General features: G+C 72.0%; 18 protein-coding genes. 10 read left to right on the top strand and 8 right to left on the bottom strand.

Annotated elements, in window-relative coordinates:
* Positions 1-53: 53 nt before the first annotated feature.
* On the top strand, positions 54-1271 hold the full coding sequence (locus tag ACCP09_RS32770; RefSeq protein ID WP_378332331.1) for a PucR family transcriptional regulator: 1218 nt from the start codon (positions 54-56) through the stop codon (positions 1269-1271).
* Between the two features lies 1 nt (position 1272).
* On the opposite strand, the gene ACCP09_RS32765 is transcribed toward ACCP09_RS32770, so the two are convergent.
* Positions 1273-3234 (bottom strand): phosphatase PAP2 family protein, encoded by a 1962-nt coding sequence (locus tag ACCP09_RS32765; RefSeq protein WP_433752618.1) that lies wholly within the window; start codon positions 3232-3234, stop codon positions 1273-1275.
* Positions 3235-3309: 75 nt separating this feature from the next.
* Positions 3310-3903, bottom strand: coding sequence for a dihydrofolate reductase family protein (locus ACCP09_RS32760; protein WP_123685954.1), 594 nt, complete (start codon positions 3901-3903; stop codon positions 3310-3312).
* 90 nt (positions 3904-3993) lie between these two features.
* Between ACCP09_RS32760 and ACCP09_RS32755 the strand changes: the two genes are divergently transcribed.
* A complete protein-coding gene (locus tag ACCP09_RS32755) occupies positions 3994-4446 on the top strand; it encodes a winged helix-turn-helix transcriptional regulator (protein ID WP_027928743.1) in 453 nt (150 codons plus the stop codon).
* A gap of 159 nt (positions 4447-4605) precedes the next feature.
* Here the strand turns inward: ACCP09_RS32755 and ACCP09_RS32750 are convergent, their stop codons facing one another.
* The 6 genes from ACCP09_RS32750 to ACCP09_RS32725 form a co-directional block, all read right to left on the bottom strand.
* The gene (locus tag ACCP09_RS32750) at positions 4606-5292 is read right to left on the bottom strand and encodes a hypothetical protein (RefSeq protein ID WP_027928742.1); all 687 of its coding nucleotides are present in this window, start codon (positions 5290-5292) and stop codon (positions 4606-4608) included.
* A 110-nt stretch (positions 5293-5402) separates the two neighbouring features.
* Complete coding sequence (locus ACCP09_RS32745) at positions 5403-6380, bottom strand: DMT family transporter (RefSeq protein ID WP_027928741.1); 978 nt, start codon at positions 6378-6380, stop codon at positions 5403-5405.
* Positions 6381-6388: 8 nt separating this feature from the next.
* Positions 6389-7183: an SDR family NAD(P)-dependent oxidoreductase gene (locus tag ACCP09_RS32740; protein WP_433752614.1), complete on the bottom strand. Its 795-nt coding sequence runs from the start codon at positions 7181-7183 to the stop codon at positions 6389-6391.
* A 218-nt stretch (positions 7184-7401) separates the two neighbouring features.
* Positions 7402-7989 carry an FKBP-type peptidyl-prolyl cis-trans isomerase gene (locus tag ACCP09_RS32735; protein WP_017983021.1) on the bottom strand — a complete coding sequence of 196 codons (588 nt, stop codon included), beginning with the start codon at positions 7987-7989 and terminating at the stop codon, positions 7402-7404.
* A gap of 9 nt (positions 7990-7998) precedes the next feature.
* Positions 7999-10287 (bottom strand): AAA family ATPase, encoded by a 2289-nt coding sequence (locus ACCP09_RS32730; protein WP_433752654.1) that lies wholly within the window; start codon positions 10285-10287, stop codon positions 7999-8001.
* 87 nt (positions 10288-10374) lie between these two features.
* Complete coding sequence (locus ACCP09_RS32725; protein ID WP_026153203.1) at positions 10375-11352, bottom strand: heme o synthase; 978 nt, start codon at positions 11350-11352, stop codon at positions 10375-10377.
* 295 nt (positions 11353-11647) lie between these two features.
* Here ACCP09_RS32725 and tkt point away from each other — a divergent pair, with 295 nt between their 5' ends.
* From tkt to ACCP09_RS32685, 8 genes are all read left to right on the top strand, one after another.
* On the top strand, positions 11648-13753 hold the full coding sequence (gene tkt / locus ACCP09_RS32720; protein WP_433752611.1) for a transketolase: 2106 nt from the start codon (positions 11648-11650) through the stop codon (positions 13751-13753).
* A 23-nt stretch (positions 13754-13776) separates the two neighbouring features.
* Positions 13777-14886, top strand: a complete 1110-nt coding sequence (tal, locus tag ACCP09_RS32715; RefSeq protein WP_027928737.1) for a transaldolase — start codon at positions 13777-13779, stop codon at positions 14884-14886.
* 4 nt (positions 14887-14890) lie between these two features.
* Positions 14891-16507: a glucose-6-phosphate isomerase gene (locus ACCP09_RS32710; protein ID WP_378332324.1), complete on the top strand. Its 1617-nt coding sequence runs from the start codon at positions 14891-14893 to the stop codon at positions 16505-16507.
* Positions 16504-18036 carry a glucose-6-phosphate dehydrogenase gene (zwf, locus tag ACCP09_RS32705; RefSeq protein WP_123685949.1) on the top strand — a complete coding sequence of 511 codons (1533 nt, stop codon included), beginning with the start codon at positions 16504-16506 and terminating at the stop codon, positions 18034-18036. The genes ACCP09_RS32710 and zwf overlap by 4 nt, the downstream gene beginning before the upstream one ends.
* On the top strand, positions 18033-19019 hold the full coding sequence (opcA, locus tag ACCP09_RS32700; RefSeq protein ID WP_020421294.1) for a glucose-6-phosphate dehydrogenase assembly protein OpcA: 987 nt from the start codon (positions 18033-18035) through the stop codon (positions 19017-19019). The genes zwf and opcA overlap by 4 nt, the downstream gene beginning before the upstream one ends.
* Complete coding sequence (pgl, locus tag ACCP09_RS32695) at positions 19019-19798, top strand: 6-phosphogluconolactonase (RefSeq protein ID WP_020421295.1); 780 nt, start codon at positions 19019-19021, stop codon at positions 19796-19798. Before opcA ends, pgl begins: the two co-directional genes overlap by 1 nt.
* A gap of 74 nt (positions 19799-19872) precedes the next feature.
* Positions 19873-21120 carry a serine hydrolase domain-containing protein gene (locus tag ACCP09_RS32690; protein WP_433752607.1) on the top strand — a complete coding sequence of 416 codons (1248 nt, stop codon included), beginning with the start codon at positions 19873-19875 and terminating at the stop codon, positions 21118-21120.
* Between the two features lie 132 nt (positions 21121-21252).
* Positions 21253-22446, top strand: a complete 1194-nt coding sequence (locus ACCP09_RS32685) for a sensor histidine kinase (protein ID WP_027928732.1) — start codon at positions 21253-21255, stop codon at positions 22444-22446.
* Positions 22447-22554: the final 108 nt, after the last annotated feature.

Genomic DNA, 22554 nt, shown 5'->3' with positions numbered 1-22554 from the left:
GTATTGACCCGGACGATGGACGGCACGCGGGCAGGCGAGTGGGGGTCCACGAGATGACGGGCAGACGCACGGAGACCAGCGACGGCACGCTGGCCGATCTGGCGAAGGCGACCTCGGAACGGCTGCCGCGCATGCTGGACGACGTGGCGCGGCTGCTCAACGAGCACTGGCCGGACTACGCGGAGTTCATCGTCACCGAACGGGACGAGGTCCTGGTCTCCGCCAACATGTTCCTGCAGCGGCTGCTGCGGATGGCCAAATGGGACATCGCGGAATTGTCCGGCATCGCGGACCAGGGCGCGGACCGGTTCGGCGAGCAGCCGCTGTTCGAGGAGATCGGGCGGGCGCAGTGGCAGCAGGGCCGCGACCTGACGAGCCTGCTGTCGGCGTACCAGATCGGCGCGCGGGTGGCGTGGCACCACGTCGCCGAGGTCGCGCTCGAGGTCGGTGTCCCCTCCGACATGTTCGCCTCGCTGGCCGAGGCGGTGTTCATCTTCGTGGACCAGCTGTCCTCGGCGTCGGCGCGCGGTTACGTGCTGGAGCAGTCCGAATCCGCCGCGATGCGGGAGCGGTTGCGCGACGAGCTCGCGGACATGCTGCTGTCCGACCGTTCCGATTCCGCCGCGATCCGCGACGCCGCGGCCCGGGTGGACTGGCCGCTGCCACGGCAGGCGGCGGTCGTCCTGGTGGAGCCGGACAACCCGGTCGGCAGCGCACTGCTGGGGCGGCTCGGGAACTCGTCGCTGCACGTCCGGCGGCAGCGGCTGGTCTGCGCCATCGTGCCCGATCCGGACGGGCCGCAGCGGCGGGAGCGGCTGGCGTCGGCGCTGCGGGGCGCGGGCGCGGTGGTCGGGCACGCGGTGCCGCTGGAACGCCTGCCCGCCAGCATGCACGTCGCCGAGCTGGCCGCGCAGCTGCGCCGCACGCACGTGCTGGAGGACGACCCGGTGTTCGTGGACGAGCACCTGGACTCGATCATCGTGCACCGTGACGCGAAGCTGTTCGACGCGATGCGGCACCAGTGCCTCGCCCCGCTGGCGCACCTCGGGCCGGTGACGCGCAAGCGGTTGTGCGAGACGCTCGCCTGCTGGCTGCGGCACCTCGGCGACCGCCGCGCGATGGCGGAGGAACTGCACATCCACCCGCAGACGGTGCGCTACCGGATGACCCAGCTGCGTGAGCTGTTCGGCGAGAGCCTGGACGATCCGGACAACCGCCGCCGCCTCACGCTCGCCCTCGCCTGGGGCACCTCGGACCCCGGCGACGTGTAGTTCAGGCCAGTTCCGCGAGCACCGCGCGGAATTCGGCGAGGAAGCCGTCCACGCTGTCCACCAGCGTCGCGTCGACCGTGGCGCTCATCGAGAACGATCCGTACCACCCGAGCACGCCGATGGTGAACGGGGTGCCCGGCGCGAGCGGGATGATGGCGAACGCCGTGCGCAGCGGGAAGTCGCGGAAGTCCACCTGCCACGCGGCACCGGGCATGTTGGACACGGTGCCGTTGAAGAACCGTTCGTTGTAGACGGTCCGCGCGAACCAGCGGTGGAAGAACGCCGGCATCAGCCCGGCCAGCGTGTGCTGCACGAACCGGGACGCGACGACCCGGGTGCCGGTGCGCAACCGCTTGGTGGCCCTGGCGATCCGCTTCAGCCGCTCGGCTTCGGGCATGTCCCCCAGCGGGATGTCCACCATGACCGCGGCGGTGACGTTGCCCTCGGCGCCGGGCCGCGGCTCGGCGGCCATCAACGTGACCGAGGTCAGCATCGACTCGGGCAGCGGCGCCACCGCGACGCGCCGCAGCGCGCCGGCCACCCCGCCCAGCAGCAGGTCGGTGACCCGCACCCCGTGCTTGCGCGCCAGCTCACGCACGTCGTCGAGCGGGATCTGCAGGGTGGCGTAGCGGCGGTCCGGCGGGTCGCCCGCGGGCAGCCGCGTCTTGGGCCGCCCGTCGGTGGCCAGCTGCGCCAGCCCGACGGCGCCCGCGGCGGCCTTCTGCAGCGCGTTCGGCCGCCGGGTCTCGTTGAGGCCGTCGAGCAGGCTCGGCGAGTCGAACAGCTCCAGCATCAGGCTGATCGTGCCGATGCCGTCCGCGACGGCGTGGTGCACCAGCGAGATCACCGCGGCGGTGTTCTCCTCGACGCCGCGCACGACGGCGAACCGCCACAGCGGCCGGTCCCGCGGCAGCGGCTCGCTCTGGAACCGCGCGACGAGCTTGTGCAGCTCCCCCATGCCGCCGGGCGTGCCGTCCGGGCGGGTCAGGTCGAAGTCGGGGACGTGCCAGTCCCAGTCGATGTCCGGGTGCGGCACCCAGTGCTGGCGGCGCCATGGCGAGTAGTCCGACAGGCGCTGCGCGTAGCGGGGCATCTCGGGCAGCTTGTCGCGGATGGCCTGCTGCACCCACTCCCGGGTCGGCCCGGCGGGGTTGGCGGTGGTGTCGAGCATGATGAGCCCGCCGACGTGCTGCGGGTAGGCCGGGGTCTCGACGTGCAGGAAGAACGTGTCGGAGGCGGGCACCCGGTCGACCGGCCGGGCGACCTGCGCGATCCAGGTGGCCGCGGCGATGAACACCACGGCGGCGGCGGCGTCGATCCAGTAGTGGTTGCCGGTCGCGATGATGACCGCGAACGTGATGGCGACGTGCACCGCGCTGACGATCTGCACGGCCCAGCCGCCGCGGATGCGCGCCAGGACCACCGAGACCCACAGCGCCCACCCGACGTGCAGGGACGGCATCGCGGCCAGCTGGTTGGCGCCCTGCAACGCCGGCGAGCCCCAGGACAGGAACGTGTGCCCGAGCCGCACGGTGTCGACGAACCCGGCGCCCTCGAGCATCCGCGGCGGCGCGACCGGGTAGAGCCAGAAACAGGCGAGCGCGAACAGGTTGAGCCAGACGAAGCTGTTGCGCACCGAGCGGTAGTGCACCGGGTGGCGGGCGTGCACCCAGATCAGCAGGATGATCGCGCTCGCGATGTAGGTGATCGCGTACTCGTAGTTGGCGAACACGCGGATCCAGCCCTGGTCGGCGAGCCACAGGTTGACCGGCAGTTCGAAGTCCAGGTGCATCCAGCGTTCGAACGCCAGCAGCGCCTCGCCGTTGGCGTGCGCCCGCGGTTCGCGGCCCGGCAGCGGGAACGCCTCGACCAGCAGGTAGATCCCGAACAGGCCGATCCCGAGCAGCAGTTCACCCCACCAGCCCGGACGCTGGACGGCCGCCGCGCGGGCGTCCAGGACCACCGGGGACCGTGAGGTGGAACCGACGGTGAGCACACCGTCATATACCACGCTTCGTGGCCGCGGCGCTCGCGCGAATCACCGCTCGACCGCGTAGTGCAGGTGCGTGACCCCCGGCGCCGGGACGGCCTCGACCAGGCGGAGCCGCACGTGCGCGGGCAGCTCGCCGAAGAACCGCCTGCCCGCGCCGAGCAGGACAGGGACCTGGTGGAGGACGATCTCGTCGACGAGGCCGGCGGCGAGCGCCGAGGTCACCACACCGCCGCCCATGAGGCCGACGTCCCGGCCGCCTGCGGCCTCGCGGGCTCTGGCGATCGCGTCCTCGACGCCGGTGGTGACGAGGGTCTGCCGCTCGGTGATCTCCGGGGCCTCCCGGTGGGTGAGGACGACCAGCCGCGCTTTCGGGTGCGGGCTGCCGCCGCCGAAGCGGTCGGAGTCCTCGTAGGTGTTGCGCCCGGCGACGATCGCGCCCACCCGGCCGGCGAGGGCGTCGAACACCCGGGCGCTGGGCTCGCTCAGCCGGAAGCCGTCGAACACGCCGCTCGGGGTGCCGCCGTCGAAGTACCAGTCGAACAGCATCCCGCCGTCGCCGAGGCCGTGCCCGGGGCGCGGGTCGCGGCCGGTGATGAAGCCGTCGACGGAGACCGCGTGCGCGGCGATGACCTTGCTCATCTCGGTTGCTCCTCCCAGAGTTCCTTCAAGAGACTCCGACGGTAGCAGTATGAGTTCCTTCAGGGAACCCCGATTGGTAGACTCGGGGCCGTGCAGCGGACGAACTTCGGCGGGATGGCGTGCTCGATCGCGCGCACGCTCGACGTCATCGGGGAACCGTGGTCACCGCTGGTGCTGCGGGACGTGTGGGCGGGGATGACCCGGTTCGACCAGATCCAGGCCGATCTGGGCATCTCGCGGAAGGTGCTGACCGAGCGGCTGAACCACCTGGTGGAGCGTGGTGTGCTGGAGCGACGGCCCTATGACCGGCGGCCGCGCTACGAGTACGTGCTGACGGAGCGGGGCGCGGAGCTCGTCGAGGTGCTGATGGCGATGGCGCACTGGGGCGACCGGTGGCTGGCGGGCGAGGCGGGGCCGCCGGTGGTGTACCGGCACCGGGCGTGCGGCGAGGTCAGCGGCGCCGGGTTGCGCTGCGACCACTGCGGCGAGGCGATGCACGCCGGGGATGTCGACCTGCTGCCCGGCCCCGGCGCGGCTGCCTGAGCCACCGGGCCGCTCCCCCAGTGAGCGCGAAACTCACGCACGCTCGAGGCTCACGCTGACGGCGCACCCGAACGGAAACCTCGCGAGCGCGAACGCAGAACTCGCGGCCGGGAGTGTGGGACTCGCGCGCTCCAGCCTGGGACTCGCGGGTAGGAGGGGTCAGGCGGCGGCTGGTGCGGGGCTGTGGCGGCCGGCCAGCCGGAGCGTCACGCCGTCGCGGCGGAGCTTGCGCCACCCGTGGCCCACGCAGGCCGCGACGGTCAGCGCGGTGAGCAGCCCGCTGAGGATGCCGCGCGACATCAGGCCCGCCTCGACGCCCCAGTGCAGGAACCCGATGGTCATCGCGGCGTCGATCAGCCGCGAGCCGCCCCAGAGCAGCGCCACCTCGATGAACACGCGGTTCACCGTGCGGTGCTTGAACAGCTCCGCGGGCAGCCGCACGAAGTCCTTGGCCAGGCGCGCCGTGATGGGGCGCCCGATCATCGCGCTGCCGACGAAGATCAGGAACATCAGCACCGAGCCGACGGCCGGTTGCAGCACGTACACCACCGCACTGGACGTGACCAGCGCGAACGCCGCCCGTCCGACCAGCATCGCCGTGCAGAGCAGCAACGTGCGGGGCATGTCGCGCTTCATCAGGCGCCGCGCGCCGATGACGAACGCCGCCCAGCCGAGAACCGCGCACAACGCGGGAACCAGGCCGACGAAATGCAACAACAACGCCAGCAGAACCGACGGGATGACGACCGTTTCCAGCAACAGAATCGCCGCATCCTTGATCGTTTTCCGCAGGTGCGGTATTTCGATCACCAAATGGCGGTCGCCGGACGACGCTCGGTGGTGCACGGGTTCCAGCCTCCAAGGGTCTGCCTGGGGTGCGCGGGGGCAGCGCACTCTCGACAGGCTCTGTAGGTTCCACCGCCCGCCGGTCCCGAAACCTACGCCGGCTACCTGAATTAATCCTGAGCGAAGGAGTCCGAAGAACGGGACCGAGATGGAACGGTTCCCGAGAATTTACCACTTCCCGGATAAACCCCGTGTTGGGCCGACCGGGTCGTCTCCGCCTGCACGCTCGGCGAGTGCGCGAGCCCGAACACGCCGAGGATCAGCAGGAGGGCCGCGCCTGCGGTCGCCGCGAGCGGGCCCGGCGAGGTCATCAGCGTCGCGTTGAACGCCAGTAGCCCCAGGAAATAGCTGGCGGCGGGGTTCACGATGGACATCACGGCGATCGCCGCGGACAGCGAACCCGACCCGTAAGCCTGCTGCCCGAGCAGCAGCCCGGAGAAGGTCGACAGCGCCAGCACGTACCCCGGCCAGGTGAGCGCCGTGTGAGCGACACCCTCGTTCAACAGCAGGTCGGTGGTCACCTTCATCATGGCCGCGCTGATCGCGTAGCAGATGCCGGCCGCGGTGGCGATGAGCGCGCTGTGCATCAGCGGGCCCCGCTTCTGGGCCACCTGCACGAGGGTGACGACGGTGGCCGCGGCGATCAGCACCGCGATCAGCAGGCGGCCCTGGTCAGGCGACCCGCCCAGCGGCGCGGTGCCCTCGACCGCGAGGAACACCACCACGCCGCCGGTGATGGCGAGCCCGGCCAGCCAGTCCCGCAGCGGCGGCCAGCGGCGGATCGCGGCGGAGGCCATCGGCAGCGCGAAGAGCAGTTCGGTGACCAGCAGCGGCTGCACGAGCGCGATCGAGCCGAAGTGCAGCGCGGCGGCTTGGCTGAAAAAGCCCAACAGGTTCGTGGCCCATCCCGCGAGCCACACCCTCTTGCGCAAGAGCTTGCGGATCAGCCACAGTACGGGGACGCGATGCCGCGCGGCGCGCCCGTCGACGTCACTGTCGGCAACCTCGATCACCGCGCGTCGCTGAAGCGCGGCTGACGCCGCGAACAGGAACGCCGCGGCGAATCCGAGGAATACCGGGACTAACACGTCACTTGTCAGCGCTTCCAGTGGCGGAAAGATTCCGGGAACTCAGCCGAACCCCCGAACCGGGCAGATAGTGCACGGTACACCGCGGGCACGGTCCCCCGCACCGCAATTGGCAACCTCAGCCATCGCGGGACGTACTGCTCGGCCCGTTCCGCCGTGATCGCCGCCAGCACCGCCGCGGCGACCTTGTCCGCGGGCACCGGCCGGGGGCTGCGCCGCTGGTAGGGACGGCCGCGGCGGGCGAAGAACTCGGTGTCCACCACCCCGGGCACGACCACCCCGACCCGCACCCCGGTACCGGCGAGTTCCAGCCGCAGGCTCTCGGCGAAAACGTCCACCCCCGCCTTGGTCGCCGAGTACACCGACTCCCCCGCCACCCCGGCCCGGCCGGCAATGGACGTGACGAAGACCACCACCGACCGGGGGCGGTCGAGGAGCGCGGGCAGCAGGGCGCGGGTCAGTTCGACCGGCGCGGCCAGGTTCACGGAGAGCAACCGCCGCACGTCGGCACCGGACATCCCGGACACCGGCCCGGCGTAGCCCATCCCGGCGTTGTTGACGAGCACGTCCACGCGGCCGGCCCGCGCGGCGATCTCCTCCGCAGCGGCCTCCACCGCGCCGGGCTCGGCGAAGTCGGCGCGGACGGTGATCCCGCCGGTGCGCTCCGCGAGCGCGTCCAGCCGGTCGCCGTCCCGGCCGTGCAGCACGAGGCGAGCACCGGCCTCGTGCAGCCGGAGCGCGGTGGCCGCCCCGATGCCCGACGAGGCACCGGTGACCACCGCGACCGCTCCGCGGACGTCCATCCGTCAGACTCCGATCCGGTCGGCGCCCGGGCGCCGACCACTCTTCAGCCGCGCTCGCGGCCACCGTCCGCGGCGGGGCAAGGCCCGCTACCCGGCCCGTGGCCCGACAGCCCGGCCATCACCCGGACGAGGCCGACTGCCGCAGGCAGAGCCCGGGGTCACTCATCCGCCAGCGGACCCTGCCGCCGGCCCGGCTCCCCCGCGGCTGTCACCGAGCGTCAGCCGGCGACCTGGACGGCGTCGACGACGAAGACGAGCGTCTCGTTCGGCTTGATCGGGCCGTTGCCGCGGGCGCCGTAGCCCAGGTCCGGCGGGATGACCAGCAGGCGGCGGCCGCCCTGCTTGATGCCCTCCAGGCCCTGGTCCCAGCCCGGGATCGCGGTGCCCTCGCCCAGCGCGAACGAGAACGGCGCCGAGCCGAACGAGTTCTGCTGGTCGACCTTGTCCGACCAGGTCACCAGGTCGTAGTCCATCTGCAGCGTGCTGCCGGCGTGGGCGGTGGCGCCGGTGCCCGGCTTCAGGTCCTTCGTCAGCAGCTTGGTCGGCGCGCTGCAGGTGTCCGGGATCGTGATCGTCGGCTTGGCGCCGAAGTCACCGGTCACGGTGATGTCGTCCGCGGTGCACTCGTGCGCGGCGCTGCCCGTGTCGTGCCCCGCCGAGGCGCTCGCGGACGCCGCCGCCGGCTCGGGCGCCGGGTAGGTCGGGCCGCCACCGGGCGGGAAGGAAGACGGGTCCTGGTCGGGCGCGCAGGCCCCGAGAGCGAGGGCGGCTGCCGCCGCGAGCACGATCTTGCCAGCGTTACGCATGGCGACACCTTAACCGGGCGTTGACGTCGGCCGTCCGGCGGAGTACAAGATGCCGAGCCGTTGCGTGGCACGGGTATAGGCGACGTAGAGGTCGTTCCAGCCGCGCGGCGACTCCGCCACGATTTCCTCCGGCGCGAGCACCACGACGCCGTCGAACTCGAGCCCCTTGGCCTCGGCGACGGTGAGCACCGACACCGCGTCGCCGTGACCGTCCAGTTCGGACCGGACCGTGCCCAGCCTGGCCGCCGGGACCAGCACCGCGACGGTGCCGCCGTCCGCGGCCGCCACCTCTTCGTCCACGATGGACGCCAGCGGGCGCTCGCCGAGCGGCGCACGCCACGGCTCGACGCCGGTTTCCCGCACCGACGTCGGCACCCGCAGGTCCGGGTCCACCTCGCGCAGCGCCTCGGCGGCCCGGTTCATGATCTCCACCGGGGTCCGGTAGTTGACGGTCAGCTCACGCAGCCGCCAGCGGTCCCCGACGTAGTGGCCGAGCATGTCCCGCCACGACGACGCGCCGCCCGGCGCGCCGGTCTGGGCGACGTCGCCGACGACGGTCATCGACCGGCTCGGGCAGCGGCGCATCAGCAGCCGCCAGTCCATCGCGGACAGCTCCTGCGCCTCGTCGACGATGACGTGCCCGAACGTCCAGGTGCGGTCGCGGGCCGCGCGCTGCGCCGCCGTCAGGTGGCTGCTGCGTTCCTGCCGCTCGGCGAACAGCTCGGCGTCCAGGATGTCGGCGATGTTGATCTGGTCCTCGTCCAGGAGCTCCTCGTCCTGGTCCATGATGTCGAGCACACCTTCGGCGTAGGCGCGCTCCTCGCGCTCGCGCCGTTCGCGCGCGGCGCGCTCGGCCTCGTCGTCCTCGCCGAGCAGCTCGGCCAGCTCGTCGAGCAGCGGCACGTCGCCCGGCGTCCAGGGCGAGCGGGCAGGGCGCTTCAGCGCCGCGCGGTCGTCGTCGGAGAGCAGCCCCCCGGACGCGGACAGCAGGCGGTCCGGCTCGGCGAACAGGTCGCGCAGCAGCCGCTGCGGGGTGATCTTCGGCCACAGCTCGTCGATCGCCGCGGCGACGGTCTCGGATTCGGCGAGTTCCTTGCGGATCTCCACCCGGTCCCCCGCGTCCAGCACGGGCGCGTCGGCGTCTTCGCCCTCCGCGAGCGGGATGTCGGGGACCCCCTCGAAGAGGTCGACCTCCATGCGCACAGCGGCCCGCTCGGTCAGCGCGTCCAGCATCGCGTCGACGAACACGCGGCGCGCCAGGTTGTGCGGGCGGCGGGTGCGCCGGGCCTTGTCGCGCGCCCGCTCGACGACGGCGCGGTCGAGCACCAGTACGTCGTCGTCGAAGGCGACCTCGAACCGCTCCTCCGGCACCTGCTGGCGGTCGGCGACGGCCCTGGTGAGCACGTCGACCATGGCCAGCCTGCCCTTGACCTCGGCCGCCGCGCGGCTGTCCGCGCCGCGCGCCCGGATGCCGGGGAACAGCTGCCCGATCGTGGACAGCAGCACCCCGGTCTCGCCCAGCGACGGCAGGACCTGGCCGATGTAGTGCAGGAACGTGCTGTTCGGCCCGACCACGAGCACGCCGCGGGAGGCGAGCTGCTGGCGGTAGGTGTAGAGGAGGTAGGCGGCCCGGTGCAGGGCCACGGCGGTCTTGCCGGTGCCCGGCCCGCCCTGGACCACGACGACGCCGCTGAGGTCGTCGCGGATGATGTCGTCCTGCTCCGCCTGGATGGTGGCGACGATGTCGCTCATCTCACCCGTGCGCTTGCGCTCCAGGGCGGCGAGCAGGGCGGCCTCGCCGGCCAGGCCCAGGTCGGCCTGCTGCCCGTCGACGGCGCGCAGGTCGAGGATTTCGTCGTCGAGGCCGACGACCTTGCGGCTCAGCGTGCGGATGTGCCTGCGGCGCCGCACGCCCTCCGGTGAGGCGGCGGTGGCCAGGTAGAACGGCCGCGCGGCGGGCGCGCGCCAGTCCAGCAGCAGCGGCTCGTAGTCGCCGTCCTCGTCGAACAGGCCGAGCCGCCCGATGTAGGCGGGCGCCTGTTCGCCGTGGAAGTCGAGCCTGCCGAAGCACAGGCCCTGCTCGACGGAGCCGAGCTGCGCGAGCCGCTCGTGGTGGAGGCTGCTGGCGGCGTCCCGCTCGGCGCTCTCCTGCGGGGTCTCCCCGTGCGAGCGCAGCGCCCGCTCCAGGCGCCGTTCGGCGGTGGTGCGCTCGGCGTCGAGCCTGCGGTAGAGCATGGACACGTAGTCCTGCTCGTGCTGAAGGTCGGTCGTGTTCTGGGGTTCCCGGTCCTCAGCCACGGACAAGAGCAACCTGCTTTCGGCATCGGGTGACAAGTCGGCCTGGAACCCAACGAAGGCGAGCGCCGGAAGATTCCCGGCCGAGCGTCAGAACGGCAGGCCGAGCGTGGGCAGACCGATCGCCGAGTCGACCGCGAGCGCGCAGAACAGGATCATCAGGTACGTGTTCGACCGGTGGAACAGGGCCATCGGCTTGGTCTCCACGCCGCGCCGGACGCCCGAGTAGAGGCGGTGCGCGTAGAAGAGGAACCAGGACCCGGCCAGCACCGCGAAGCTCGCGTACAGCCAGCTCGTCGCGGGCAGCAGGAGCAGCGTCCAGCCGACCATCACCCACGAGTAGATGAGGATCTGGCGGGCCACGTGCTCCGGCGTGGCGACCACCGGCAGCATCGGCACGCCGGCGCGCTCGTAGTCGTCGCGGTACTTCATGGCCAGCGCCCAGGTGTGCGGCGGCGTCCAGAAGAAGATGACGGCGAACATCACGAACGCGGGCCACTGCACCGTGCCGGTGACCGCGGCCCAGCCGATCACCACCGGCATGCAGCCCGCCGCGCCGCCCCACACCACGTTCTGCGCCGTGCGCCGCTTGAGCACCAGCGTGTAGACGAAGATGTAGAACAGGATCGTCGCGATCGCCAGCACGGCGGCCAGCAGGTTCACCGTGAAGTACAGCATCGCGAACGAGCCGGCGCCCAGCGCCAGCGCGAACACCAGCGCGTTGCGCCGCGGCACCGAGTCGCGGACCAGCGGGCGCCGCTTGGTCCGGTTCATCACCTTGTCGATGTCGGCGTCGATCACGCAGTTCAGCGCGTTCGCGCTGCCCGCGGCCATGGTGCCGCCGACCAGCGTCGCCAGGATCAGCCACGGCGACGGGATCGTGCGCGCGGCGAGGAACATCGCCGGGATGGTGGTGACCAGCAGCAGCTCGATGACCTGAGGCTTGGTCAGGGCGACGTAGGCGCCGACGATCCGGCTCACGCGCCGCAGACCACGCGGGCGCTCGCCTCCGGGGTCGACAGCGCTGGTGCTGTCACTGCGCCCGTGCGCAGCGTTCACCAACGACAATTCCGCTCCCTGAGTCAGATTCGGGTGGCACCGGGGCAGCCCGGCACCGCAACCGATCGTAATCGCCGGGCTCGCACCCTGCGCGCACCGGGGTGCGCGAGCCGCGTGTGTCGGCCCCGGAGCCGCCGGGTACCCGACCTACTAGGCTGGCGCCGGGGTTTGCGCTTGTGGTCGTGCGCACGCCCGCTAGCAGGAATATCGTCTCTTCGGGATCGATTGAGATGAGTGGAGCCTGCGCGCGCGAAGACCCCCACGACAGAAGAAGTCACAGACAAGGACGGGGAGTTCGAGTTCAGTGTCCGATATCGCCTCCATCAGCGAGAACAACCCACTGCTGCGGCGGAACCTGCCCGCCGACTGGACCGACCTCGACACCCGCGCGGTCGACACCGTCCGGGTGCTGGCCGCCGACGCGGTCGAGAACTGCGGCAGCGGTCACCCCGGCACCGCGATGAGCCTGGCGCCGGTGGCGTACTCGCTCTTCCAGCGGATCATGCGCCACGACCCGAGCGACCCGGAGTGGCCGGCGCGTGACCGGTTCGTCCTGTCCGCCGGGCACTCCAGCCTGACGCTCTACATCCAGCTGTACCTCGCCGGCTACGGCCTCGAGCTGGAGGACCTCAAGCAGCTGCGCAAGTGGGGCTCGCAGACCCCGGGCCACCCGGAGTACCAGCACACCAAGGGCGTGGAGACCACCACCGGCCCGCTCGGCCAGGGCCTGGCCAACGCGGTCGGCATGGCGATGGCCGCCCGCCGCGAGCGCGGCCTGCTCGACCCGGACGCCGCGCCCGGCGAGAGCATCTTCGACCACCACATCTTCGTGATCGCCTCCGACGGCGACATCGAGGAGGGCGTCACCTCCGAGGCGTCGTCCATCGCGGGCCGCCAGGAGCTGGGCAACCTGGTCGTCATCTACGACGACAACAAGATCTCGATCGAGGACGACACCAACATCGCGCTGTCCGAGGACACCGCGAAGCGGTACGAGGCCTACGGCTGGCACGTCCAGGTCGTCGAGGGCGGCGAGGACGTCGTCGCGATCGAGGAGGCCATCGCGGCCGCCAAGGCGGAGACCACCCGCCCGTCGTTCATCCTGCTGCGCACCGTGATCGGCTACCCGGCGCCGAACAAGATGAACACCGGCAAGGCGCACGGCGCCGCGCTGGGCGCCGAGGAGGTCGCCGCGGTCAAGAAGATCCTCGGCTTCGACCCGGAGCGCAGCTTCCAGGTCGACGACGAGGTGATCGAGCACACGCGCAAGGCGCTGGAGCGCGGCAAGCAGGAGCGCGCCGCGTGGCAGGAGCGCTTCGATGCGTGGGCCGCCGCCAACCCGGAGCGCAAGAAGCTCGCCGACCGGCTGGCCACCCGCGACCTGCCCGAGGGCTGGGCCGAGAAGCTGCCGAGCTGGGAGCCCGACGCCAAGGGCATCGCGACCCGCAAGGCCTCCGGCGAGGTCCTCAACGCGCTGGCCGACGTGCTGCCGGAGCTGTGGGGCGGTTCGGCCGACCTGGCCGAGAGCAACAACACCACCATGAAGGGCGCCGACTCGTTCGGCCCGGAGAAGGCCTCCACCGGCATGTGGAAGGCCAACCCCTACGGCCGCACGCTGCACTTCGGTGTCCGCGAGCACGCCATGGGCTCGATCCTCAACGGCATCGCGCTGCACGGCGGCACCCGGCCCTACGGCGCCACCTTCCTGGTGTTCAGCGACTACATGCGCCCGCCGGTGCGGCTGGCCGCGCTGATGCACGCGCCGGTCATCTACGTGTGGACGCACGACTCGATCGGCCTCGGCGAGGACGGCCCGACGCACCAGCCGATCGAGCACCTGGCCTCGCTGCGCGCCATCCCGGGCCTGAACGTGGTCCGGCCCGCCGACGCCAACGAGACCGCGGGCGCGTGGAAGGCCGCGCTGGAGGACAAGCGCCACCCGTCGGGCCTGGCGCTGACCCGCCAGAACGTCCCGGTGCTCGAGGGCACCACGGCGGACAAGGTCGCCAAGGGCGCCTACGTGCTCGCCGAGGCCTCCTCCGGCACCCCGGAGGTCGTGCTGATGGCGACCGGTTCGGAGGTCCAGCTGGCCGTCGAGGCGCGCAAGACGCTGGAGGCCGACGGCGTGCCCACCCGGGTCGTGTCGGTGCCGTGCGTCGAGTGGTTCGAGGCGCAGGACGAGGCGTACCGCGAGTCGGTCCTGCCCAGCGGGGTAAAGGCCCGCGTGTCGGTGGAGGCCGGCATCGCGCAGCCGTGGTACCGCTGGGTCGGCGACGCCGGTGAGATCGTCTCGATCGAGCATTTCGGGGCCTCGGCCGACTACCAGACCCTGTTCCGCGAGTTCGGGTTCACCGCCGACGCCGTGGTCGACGCCGCGCGCCGCTCGCTCGCCAAGACCAAGAACTCCTGAATCACCGCAAAGGGGATGAAGTCATGAGCGACAACCTTGCTCAGCTGTCTCAGGCCGGCGTGTCCATCTGGCTCGACGACCTGTCGCGCGAACGGCTGAACTCCGGCAACCTGGCCGAGCTCATCCGCGACCGTCACGTGACCGGCGTGACCACCAACCCGACGATCTTCGCCAACGCGCTGGCCGACGGCGAGTCCTACGACGCCCAGGTCCGCGAGCTGGCCGCCCGCGGCGCGGACGTGCACGCCGCCGTCCGCGAGCTGACCACCACCGACGTGCGCAACGCCGCGGACCTGTTCCGCGACATCTACACCCGCACGAACGGGGTGGACGGCCGCGTGTCGATCGAGGTCGACCCGCGCCTGGCCCGCGACGCCGACAAGACGGCCGCCGAGGCGCAGGACCTGTGGAAGACCGTCGACCGGCCGAACATCCTCGTCAAGATCCCGGCCACCGAGGAGGGCCTGCCCGCGATCACCAAGACCCTGGCCGAGGGCATCAGCGTCAACGTCACGCTGATCTTCTCGGTCGAGCGCTACCGCGCGGTGATCGAGGCCTACTTCGCCGGGCTGGAGCAGGCCAAGGCCAACGGCCACGACCTCGCCACGATCGAATCGGTCGCCTCGTTCTTCGTGTCCCGGGTGGACACCGAGATCGACAAGCGGCTGGACGCGATCGGCACCGACGAGGCCAAGGCGCTGCGCGGCGAGGCCGCCATCGCCAACGCCCGCCTGGCCTACGCCGCCTACGAGGAGCTGTTCGCCACCGACCGCTGGCAGGCGCTGGCCGCCGCGGGCGCCCGGCCGCAGCGCCCGCTGTGGGCCTCCACCGGCGTGAAGGACCCGTCCTACTCGGACACCCGCTACGTGGACCAGCTCGTCGTGGCCGGCACGGTCAACACCATGCCGGAGAAGACGCTGCTCGCCGCCGCCGACCACGCCAAGGTCGAGGGCGACAAGGTCACCGGCACCGGCGCACAGGCGCAGGAGGTGTTCGACAAGCTCGCCGCGGTGGGCATCGACATCCCGGACGTCTTCCGCACGCTGGAGGACGAGGGCGTGGAGAAGTTCGACAAGTCCTGGGCCGAGCTGCTGGAGACCGTCACCGGGCAGCTCGAGAAGGCGAAGGGCTGACGCCGTGGTGGGGGAAGAGCTGACCGTCACGATCAGCGACGAGGAGCTGGCCGCGCAAGCGGCCCCGCTGGTCGACGAGCTCGTCGCCGACCAGGTCGCGTCCAAGGTCGCGGCGCAGGACCCCACCCTGTGGGGCCCCGACGCCGAGTCCGAGGCCTCGATCCGGCTGTCCTGGACCACATTGCACAAGTCGTCGCGCCCGCTGATCGGCGAGATCGAGGCGCTGCGCGAGGAGCTGCGCGGCGAGGGCGTCGACCGGATCGTCCTGGCCGGCATGGGTGGCTCGTCGCTCGCGCCGGAGGTCATCGCGGCGACCGAGAACGTCGCGCTGACCGTGCTGGACACCACCGACCCGGGCCAGGTCGCCGACGCGCTCGCCGGCGACCTCCAGCGCACGGTGCTGGTGGTGTCGTCGAAGTCCGGCGGCACGGTGGAGACCGACAGCCACCGCCGGATCTTCGCGAAGGCGTTCGCGGACAACGGGATCGACGCGGCCCGGCGGATCGTCGTGGTCACCGACCCCGGTTCGCCGCTGTCCGAGCTGGCCGAGAAGGAGGGGTACCGCAAGGTGTTCCTCGCCGACCCGCACGTGGGCGGGCGCTACTCGGCGCTCACCGCGTTCGGGCTGGTGCCCGCCGGGCTGGCCGGTGCGGACATCGCCCGGCTGCTCGACCAGGCCGCGGCCGCCGCGCAGGTGCTCGGCGCCGACAGCGCCGACAACCCGGCGGTCAAGCTGGCCGCCGCGTGGGCCGCCGCGCACAACGCCGGCGCGGAGAAGGTCGTGCTGGCCGACACCGGCTCCGGCATCACCGGGTTCGCCGACTGGGCGGAGCAGCTGATCGCCGAGTCCACCGGCAAGCTCGGCACCGGCCTGCTGCCGGTCGCCGTGGACGGCCCGGCCGCCCCCGGCTTCGCCGACGCGGGCGCCGACGCGACCCCGGTCGCGATCGGCCCGGTCACCGGCGCCGCCAAGGTGGCCACCACCGGCTCGCTCGGCGCGCAGTTCCTGCTGTGGGAGTTCGCCACCGCGATCGCCGGACGGCTGCTGAAGATCAACCCGTTCGACCAGCCGGACGTGGAGGCCGCGAAGAAGGCCGCCCGTTCGCTGCTGGACGACCCGTCGAAGCTGACCGGCGGCGAGACGCCGACCACGGTGGACGACGCGGTGGAGATCTTCGCCCCGGCCGGCGTCTCGGGCGACGGCTCGCTGTCCGACGTGCTGCGGGAGTTCCTGGCGACCGCGCCGGAGGGCGGCTACCTCGCGGTGCAGGCCTACCTGGACCGGCTCGACGACGCCTCGGCGGCGCTGCTGCGTCCCGAGCTGGCGAAGCGGACCGGGCTGCAGACCACCTTCGGGTGGGGGCCGCGGTTCCTGCACTCGACCGGCCAGTACCACAAGGGCGGTCACCAGAACGGCATCTTCCTGCAGATCACCGGCGCGAACGAGGACGACCTCGACGTGCCGGACCGGCCCTACACCCTGGGCCAGCTGCAGCACGCGCAGGCGCTCGGCGACGGCCAGGTGCTGACCGAGCGCGGCCGTCCGGTGCTGCGGCTGCACCTGACCGACCGGGCCGCGGGCCTGGCTGAGCTCATGCGCGCGGTACAGGAGGCCGAGTGAGCAATAAGGGGTGGAGCAACCCACTCAGGGATCCTCGCGACAAGCGGCTGCCGAGGATCGCCGGGCCGTCCAGCCTGGTGATCTTCGGCGTCACCGGTGACCTCTCCCGCAAGAAGCTGATGCCGGCGATCTACGACCTGGCCAACCGCGGGCTGCTGCCCGCCGGGTTCTCGCTGGTCGGCTTCGCGCGGCGGGACTGGGAGAACGAGGACTTCGGGCAGCTCGTGCACGACGCGGTCGCCGAGCACGCCCGGACCCCGTTCCGCGAGTCGGTGTGGAACCGGCTCGCCGAGGGCATCCGGTTCGTGCAGGGCACGTTCGACGACGACGACGCGTTCGACCGGCTCGCGCAGACCGTGCGCGAGCTGGACGCCGAGCGCGGCACCGGTGGCAACACCGCGTTCTACCTGTCGATCCCGCCCAGCGCGTTCCCGGTGGTGACCAAGCAGCTGGCCCGTTCGGGCCTGGCGCAGTCCGACGACGAGTCGTGGCGCCGCGTGGTGATCGAGAAGCCGTTCGGCCACGACCTGGCCAGCGCCAAGGAGCTCAACGCGATCGTCAACGACGTCTTCCCCGAGGAGTCGGTGTTCCGCATCGACCACTACCTCGGCAAGGAGACCGTCCAGAACATCCTCGCGCTGCGCTTCGCGAACCAGCTGTTCGAGCCGATCTGGAACGCCAACTACGTCGACCACGTGCAGATCACCATGGCCGAGGACATCGGCCTCGGCGGTCGCGCCGGGTACTACGACGGCATCGGCGCGGCGCGCGACGTGATCCAGAACCACCTCCTCCAGCTGCTCGCGTTCACCGCGATGGAGGAGCCGCTGTCGTTCGAGCCGCGCGCGCTGCGGGCGGAGAAGATCAAGGTCCTGCGGGCCACCAAGCCGATGCAGCCGTTCGCCGAAACGACGGCGCGCGGCCAGTACACCGGCGGCTGGCAGGGCGGCAAGAAGGTGCCGGGCCTGCTGCAGGAGGCCGGGTTCGCGAAGGACTCGACCACCGAGACCTACGCCGCGGTGTCGCTGGAGGTGCAGAACCGCCGCTGGGCGGGGGTGCCGTTCTACCTGCGCACCGGCAAGCGGCTGGGCCGCCGGGTCACCGAGATCGCCGTCGTGTTCAAGCGGGCGCCGCACCTGCCGTTCGACTACACCTCGACGGAGGAGCTGGGGCAGAACGCCCTGGTGATCCGGGTGCAGCCGGACGAGGGCGTGACGCTGCGGTTCGGCTCGAAGGTGCCGGGCACCACGATGGAGGTCCGCGACGTCACGATGGACTTCGGCTACGGGCACGCGTTCACCGAGTCGTCGCCGGAGGCCTACGAGCGGCTGATCCTGGACGTGCTGCTCGGCGAGCCGTCGCTGTTCCCGGTCAACGAAGAGGTCGAGCTGTCCTGGCAGATCCTCGACCCGATCCTGGAGTTCTGGGCGAAGAACGGCACGCCCGAGCCCTATCCCCCGGGCACCTGGGGTCCGCCGTCGGCGGACGAGGTCCTGGAGCGCAGCGGCCGGAACTGGAGGCGCCCGTGATCATCGACCTGCCTTCGACCACGACCTCGCAGGTCAACCGCAAGATGGTCGAACTGCGTGAGCGCGGTGGCGCGGTGGCGCTGGGCCGGGTGCTGACGCTGGTGATCGTCGACGACGACGGCGAGCACCTGGAGGAGCACATCGACGCGGCCAACGAGGCCAGCCGCGAGCACCCGTGCCGGGTGATCGTGCTGGCCCGCGGGTCGCGCACAGCCGCGGCCCGCATCGACGCGCAGATCCGCGTCGGCGGCGACGCCGGCGCGAGCGAGGTCATCATCCTGCGGCTGTACGGGCCGCTGGCGTCGCAGGGCCAGAGCGCGGTGATCCCGCTGCTGCTGCCCGACGCGCCGATCGTGGCGTGGTGGCCCAGCTCCGGCCCGAAGGTGCCGGCGCAGGACCCGATCGGGGAGCTGGCGCAGCGCCGGATCACCGACTCGGCGGCGGAGCGCAACCCGATAAGGGCTCTGGCGGCGCGCCGGAAGGCGTACGTGCCGGGCGACACGGACCTGGCGTGGACGCGGCTGACCAACTGGCGCGCCCAGCTGGTCGCGGCGCTGGACCTGCCGCCGTACGAGAAGGTCACCGGCGCCACGGTGACCGGTGAGGCCGACTCGCCGTCGACGGAGCTGCTCGCGGGCTGGCTCGCCGAGTACCTGAAGGTGCCGGTGCGCCGGGTCAAGACGACCACCGCGCAGGGCATCGTGTCGGTGGAGCTGGAGCGCCGCTCGGGCGCGATCGCGCTGCACCGGCCGGACGGCAAGGTGGGCACGCTCATGCAGCCGGGCCAGCCGACGCGGCGGATCGCGCTGCACCGGCGCAACACCAAGGACTGCCTGATCGAGGAGCTGCGGCGGCTCGACCCGGACGAGGTGTTCGAGGCGTCGCTGCAGGGCCTGGACAAGCTGGCCTCGGGTTCGGCGGGCGCCGCCAAGAAGAAGGCGCCCGCGAAGAAGCCCGCGAAGTCGGCGAAGGCGAGCGCGTGATGGCCTCTTCCGAAGTGGTGGTCTACGCCAACGGTGAGCTGCTGGCGGCTGCCGCGGCGGCCCGGCTGGTGACGCGGCTGGTGGACCTGCAGGCCGCGAAGGGTTCGGCGTCGCTGGTGCTGACCGGCGGCGGCACCGGGATCGCGGTGCTGGAGCAGCTGCGCCGCTCCCCCGCCCGGGACGCGGTGGACTGGTCGCGGCTGGACCTCTATTGGGGCGACGAGCGGTTCGTGCCCGCGGACGACGACGAGCGCAACGAGAAGCAGGCCCGCGAGGCGCTGCTGGATCACGTGCCCGTCGACCCGAAGCGGGTGCACGCGATGGCGGCGTCGGACGGCGAGTTCGGCGACGACGTGGACGCGGCCGCGGCGGCGTACGCGCAGGTGCTGGCGGACAACGCGCGGCCGGAGGACCACGGCGACGTGCCGCAGTTCGACATCTGCCTGCTCGGTCTCGGCGGCGAGGGCCACACCGCGTCGGTGTTCCCCGAGTCGCCCGCGGTGTACGAGACGGAGCGGTCGGTGGTGGCGGTGCGCAACTGCCCGAAGCCGCCGCCGACGCGCGTGTCGCTGACGCTGCCCGCGATCCGGCGCTCGCACGACGTCTGGCTGATGACGACGGGTGAGGCGAAGGCCGACGCCGTCGCGCTGGCCCTGTCCGGCGCGGGCGAGGTGCAGGTGCCCGTGGCGGGCGCCCGCGGCCAGCGGCGGACGCTGTGGCTGCTGGACCGCACGGCGGCGAGCAAGCTGTCGAACGTGTACCAGCCGCCGACGGCGTGATCTGAGTCAGGACGAAGGCCCGCCGGCGCTCGCCGGCGGGCCTTTCGCTTGCGCGGCCCGTGTTGACTGATCACATGCACCGCACTCCCCTGTCCCGGCGGACCTTCGGCAGGCTCACCGGCGCCGCCGGCGCCGGGCTCCTCGCCGGTGGCGCGCTCACCGGGACGGCGCACGCGGCGACGTGGCGGGCCACCGGCACCGCGGTGGCGGCGTTGAGCGCCTTCGACGCCCAGATGAAGACGTTCATGCAGGCGCGGGGCATCCCGGCCGGGCAGCTCGCCGTCACCTACGGCGGCCGGCTCGTCCTCGCCCGCGGCTACAGCACCGACAGCACGCTGACGGTGCAGCCGACGTCGCTGTTCCGGATCGCCAGCCTGTCCAAGCCGATCACCGCCGCCGCCGTGCTGCGGCTCGCCCAGGACGGGCAGCTGGCACTGGACACGCCGGTCACCTCGATCCTGGACCTGCCTGCCACCGCCGACGCCCGCTGGCCGCAGATCACCGTGCGACGGCTGCTGCAGCACCTGGGTGGCTGGGACCGCGCGATCTCCGGCGACCCGAACTTCGCCGACCGCACGATCTCGCGTGCGCTCGGCGTGCCGCTGGAGCTGTACCCGGACGACGTCATCCGCTACATGGCCGGGCGGCCGCTGGACCACACGCCCGGCACCACGTACGCCTACTCCAACTTCGGGTACCTGCTCGCCGGGCGGGTCATCGAGGAGGTCACCGGCCTGGCCTACGCGGACTACGTGCGGCAGAAGCTGCTCGCCCCGCTCGGGATCACGCGGATGGCGCAGGGCTGGAGCATCGCCCGGCACACCGGCGAGGTGCCGTACCGGTCCCAGTACAGCGGCGTGACGGTGCTCGACTCCTCCGGGGCGACCGTGCCCAGCCCGTACGGCACGTTCAGCATGCGCGTCCACGGCGCCAACGGCGGCTGGATCGCGTCGGCGGTCGACCTGGTCCGCTGGGCGCGCGTGTTCGACCAGCCGTCCGCGGTGCTGAACAGCGCTTCGCTGGGCCAGGTGTTCGCGCAACCGGAGACCGGGATCGGCAGCGGCGGCTCGTACTACGGGCTGGGCTGGCTGGTGCGCCCGGTCAGCGGCGGCACCGGGCGCAACACGTGGCACGACGGCTCGCTGCCCGGCACCTACACCCTGATGGTGCGCAACTACCAGGGGGCGAGCTGGGCGGTGCTGTTCAACCAGCGGGACGACGCGTCCGGCCTGTCCTACAGCGACATCGACGCCGCGCTGTGGACCGCCTACCGCGCGGTGACGAGCTGGCCGTCGGGCGATCAGTTCCCGTCCTACTTCTGAGCGTCGGGCGCGGAGTTCACCGCCACCCCACACGTCCCCGTTAGCATCCGCACATTGTTGCGCCCACTCGCGTCCCGATCGGGTGATCTCGGACTCTCATAGGCAGTCCACAAGACGAGTGAGGTCCAAACCATGAGCACCGAGGGACTCTCCATCGGGATTTCGGTCGGCGGCCCAGGCGCGGGGGCCGCCGACCGGGCGCACCGCGGCTCGCGCCGCGCGGCTCTGGCTCGCCGCGTGGTGTGGGCGCCGCTGGCGATCGACGCCACCGCGATCCTCATCGCCGTGCTCGACGTCTGGCTCGTCATCCCCGAGAAGGCGCCGCCGTACTCGATCTACCTGTCCGGGCTCGCCTGCCTGGCGCTGGCCGGGCGCCGCTGGATGCCGTTCGGCGTGGTGCTGCTGACCGTGCCCGGGTTCCTCACCGGCTGGTCGCAGCTGGCCGCGATGATCGCGCTGGGCATGCTCGCCACCCGCAAGCAGACCCACTGGCAGGTGTGGGTCGGCGCGGCGCTGGTGTGGATGTGCCGGTTCGTGCAGTGGCCGTTGAGCGACTTCGCGCAGCTGAGCTGGCGCGAGCACGTGCTGGACGGCATTTACGGTGTCCTGGTGGCCGGGATGCCGATCGCGATCGGGCTGCTGATCGGCGCCCGCGCGCAGCTGTCGCAGAAGCTGGGTGAGCTGGCCGCCAGCCGCGACCGGGAACGCAAGCTCACCGCGGACGCCGTGCGCGCCGAGGAACGGGCCCGGCTCGCGCGCGAGATGCACGACGTGGTCTCCCACGACATCACCCTGATCGCGATGCAGGCGGGGGTGCTCACCGCCCAGGAGTCGCCCTCGGCCCGGCAGACCGCCGAGGTCATCCGGCAGCTGTCCACCCGCACGCTGGAGGAACTGCGGTCGCTGGTGGGGGTGCTGCGGTCCGGGCTGGTCGACGAGGGCCCGCAACCGGGCATCGCCGAGCTGGGGCGGCTGGTGCACAACAGCGCGGTCGCCGTGCGGCTGACCATGGACGAGGTGCCGGAAGAGGTGCCGCCGAAGGTGTCGGCCGCGGCGTACCGGACGGTGCAGGAGGCGCTGACCAACGTCCGCAAACACGCGCCCGGGGCTACCGCGACGGTGCTCGTCCGTGGCGAGGACGGGGCGTTGAGCGTGGAGGTGTGCAACGAGCGGCCGCCTTGTGAGGCGGTGGCTGAGTTGCCTTCCGGCGGGTACGGGTTGACTGGGCTGGCGGAGCGGGCCCGGTTGCTCGGCGGGAGTTTGGAGACCTGCTCCACCGAGGATGGGGGGTTTCGGGTTCGTGCTCGTTATCCCTTGGCTGTGTAGCCGCTACGCGGGTGGGTAGGGCGCCGGGCTTCGCTTCGCTACGCCCCGGTCTGCCCCTCCCGAACCCGATCTTTCAGTGTTTTGGCGGTCGAGCAGGCGTGTCAAGGC

This window comes from Amycolatopsis sp. 3B14 (assembly GCF_050958625.1).
GTDB lineage: Bacteria > Actinomycetota > Actinomycetes > Mycobacteriales > Pseudonocardiaceae > Amycolatopsis_E > Amycolatopsis_E thermoflava.
This window is presented reverse-complemented; position numbering and strand designations above follow the sequence as displayed.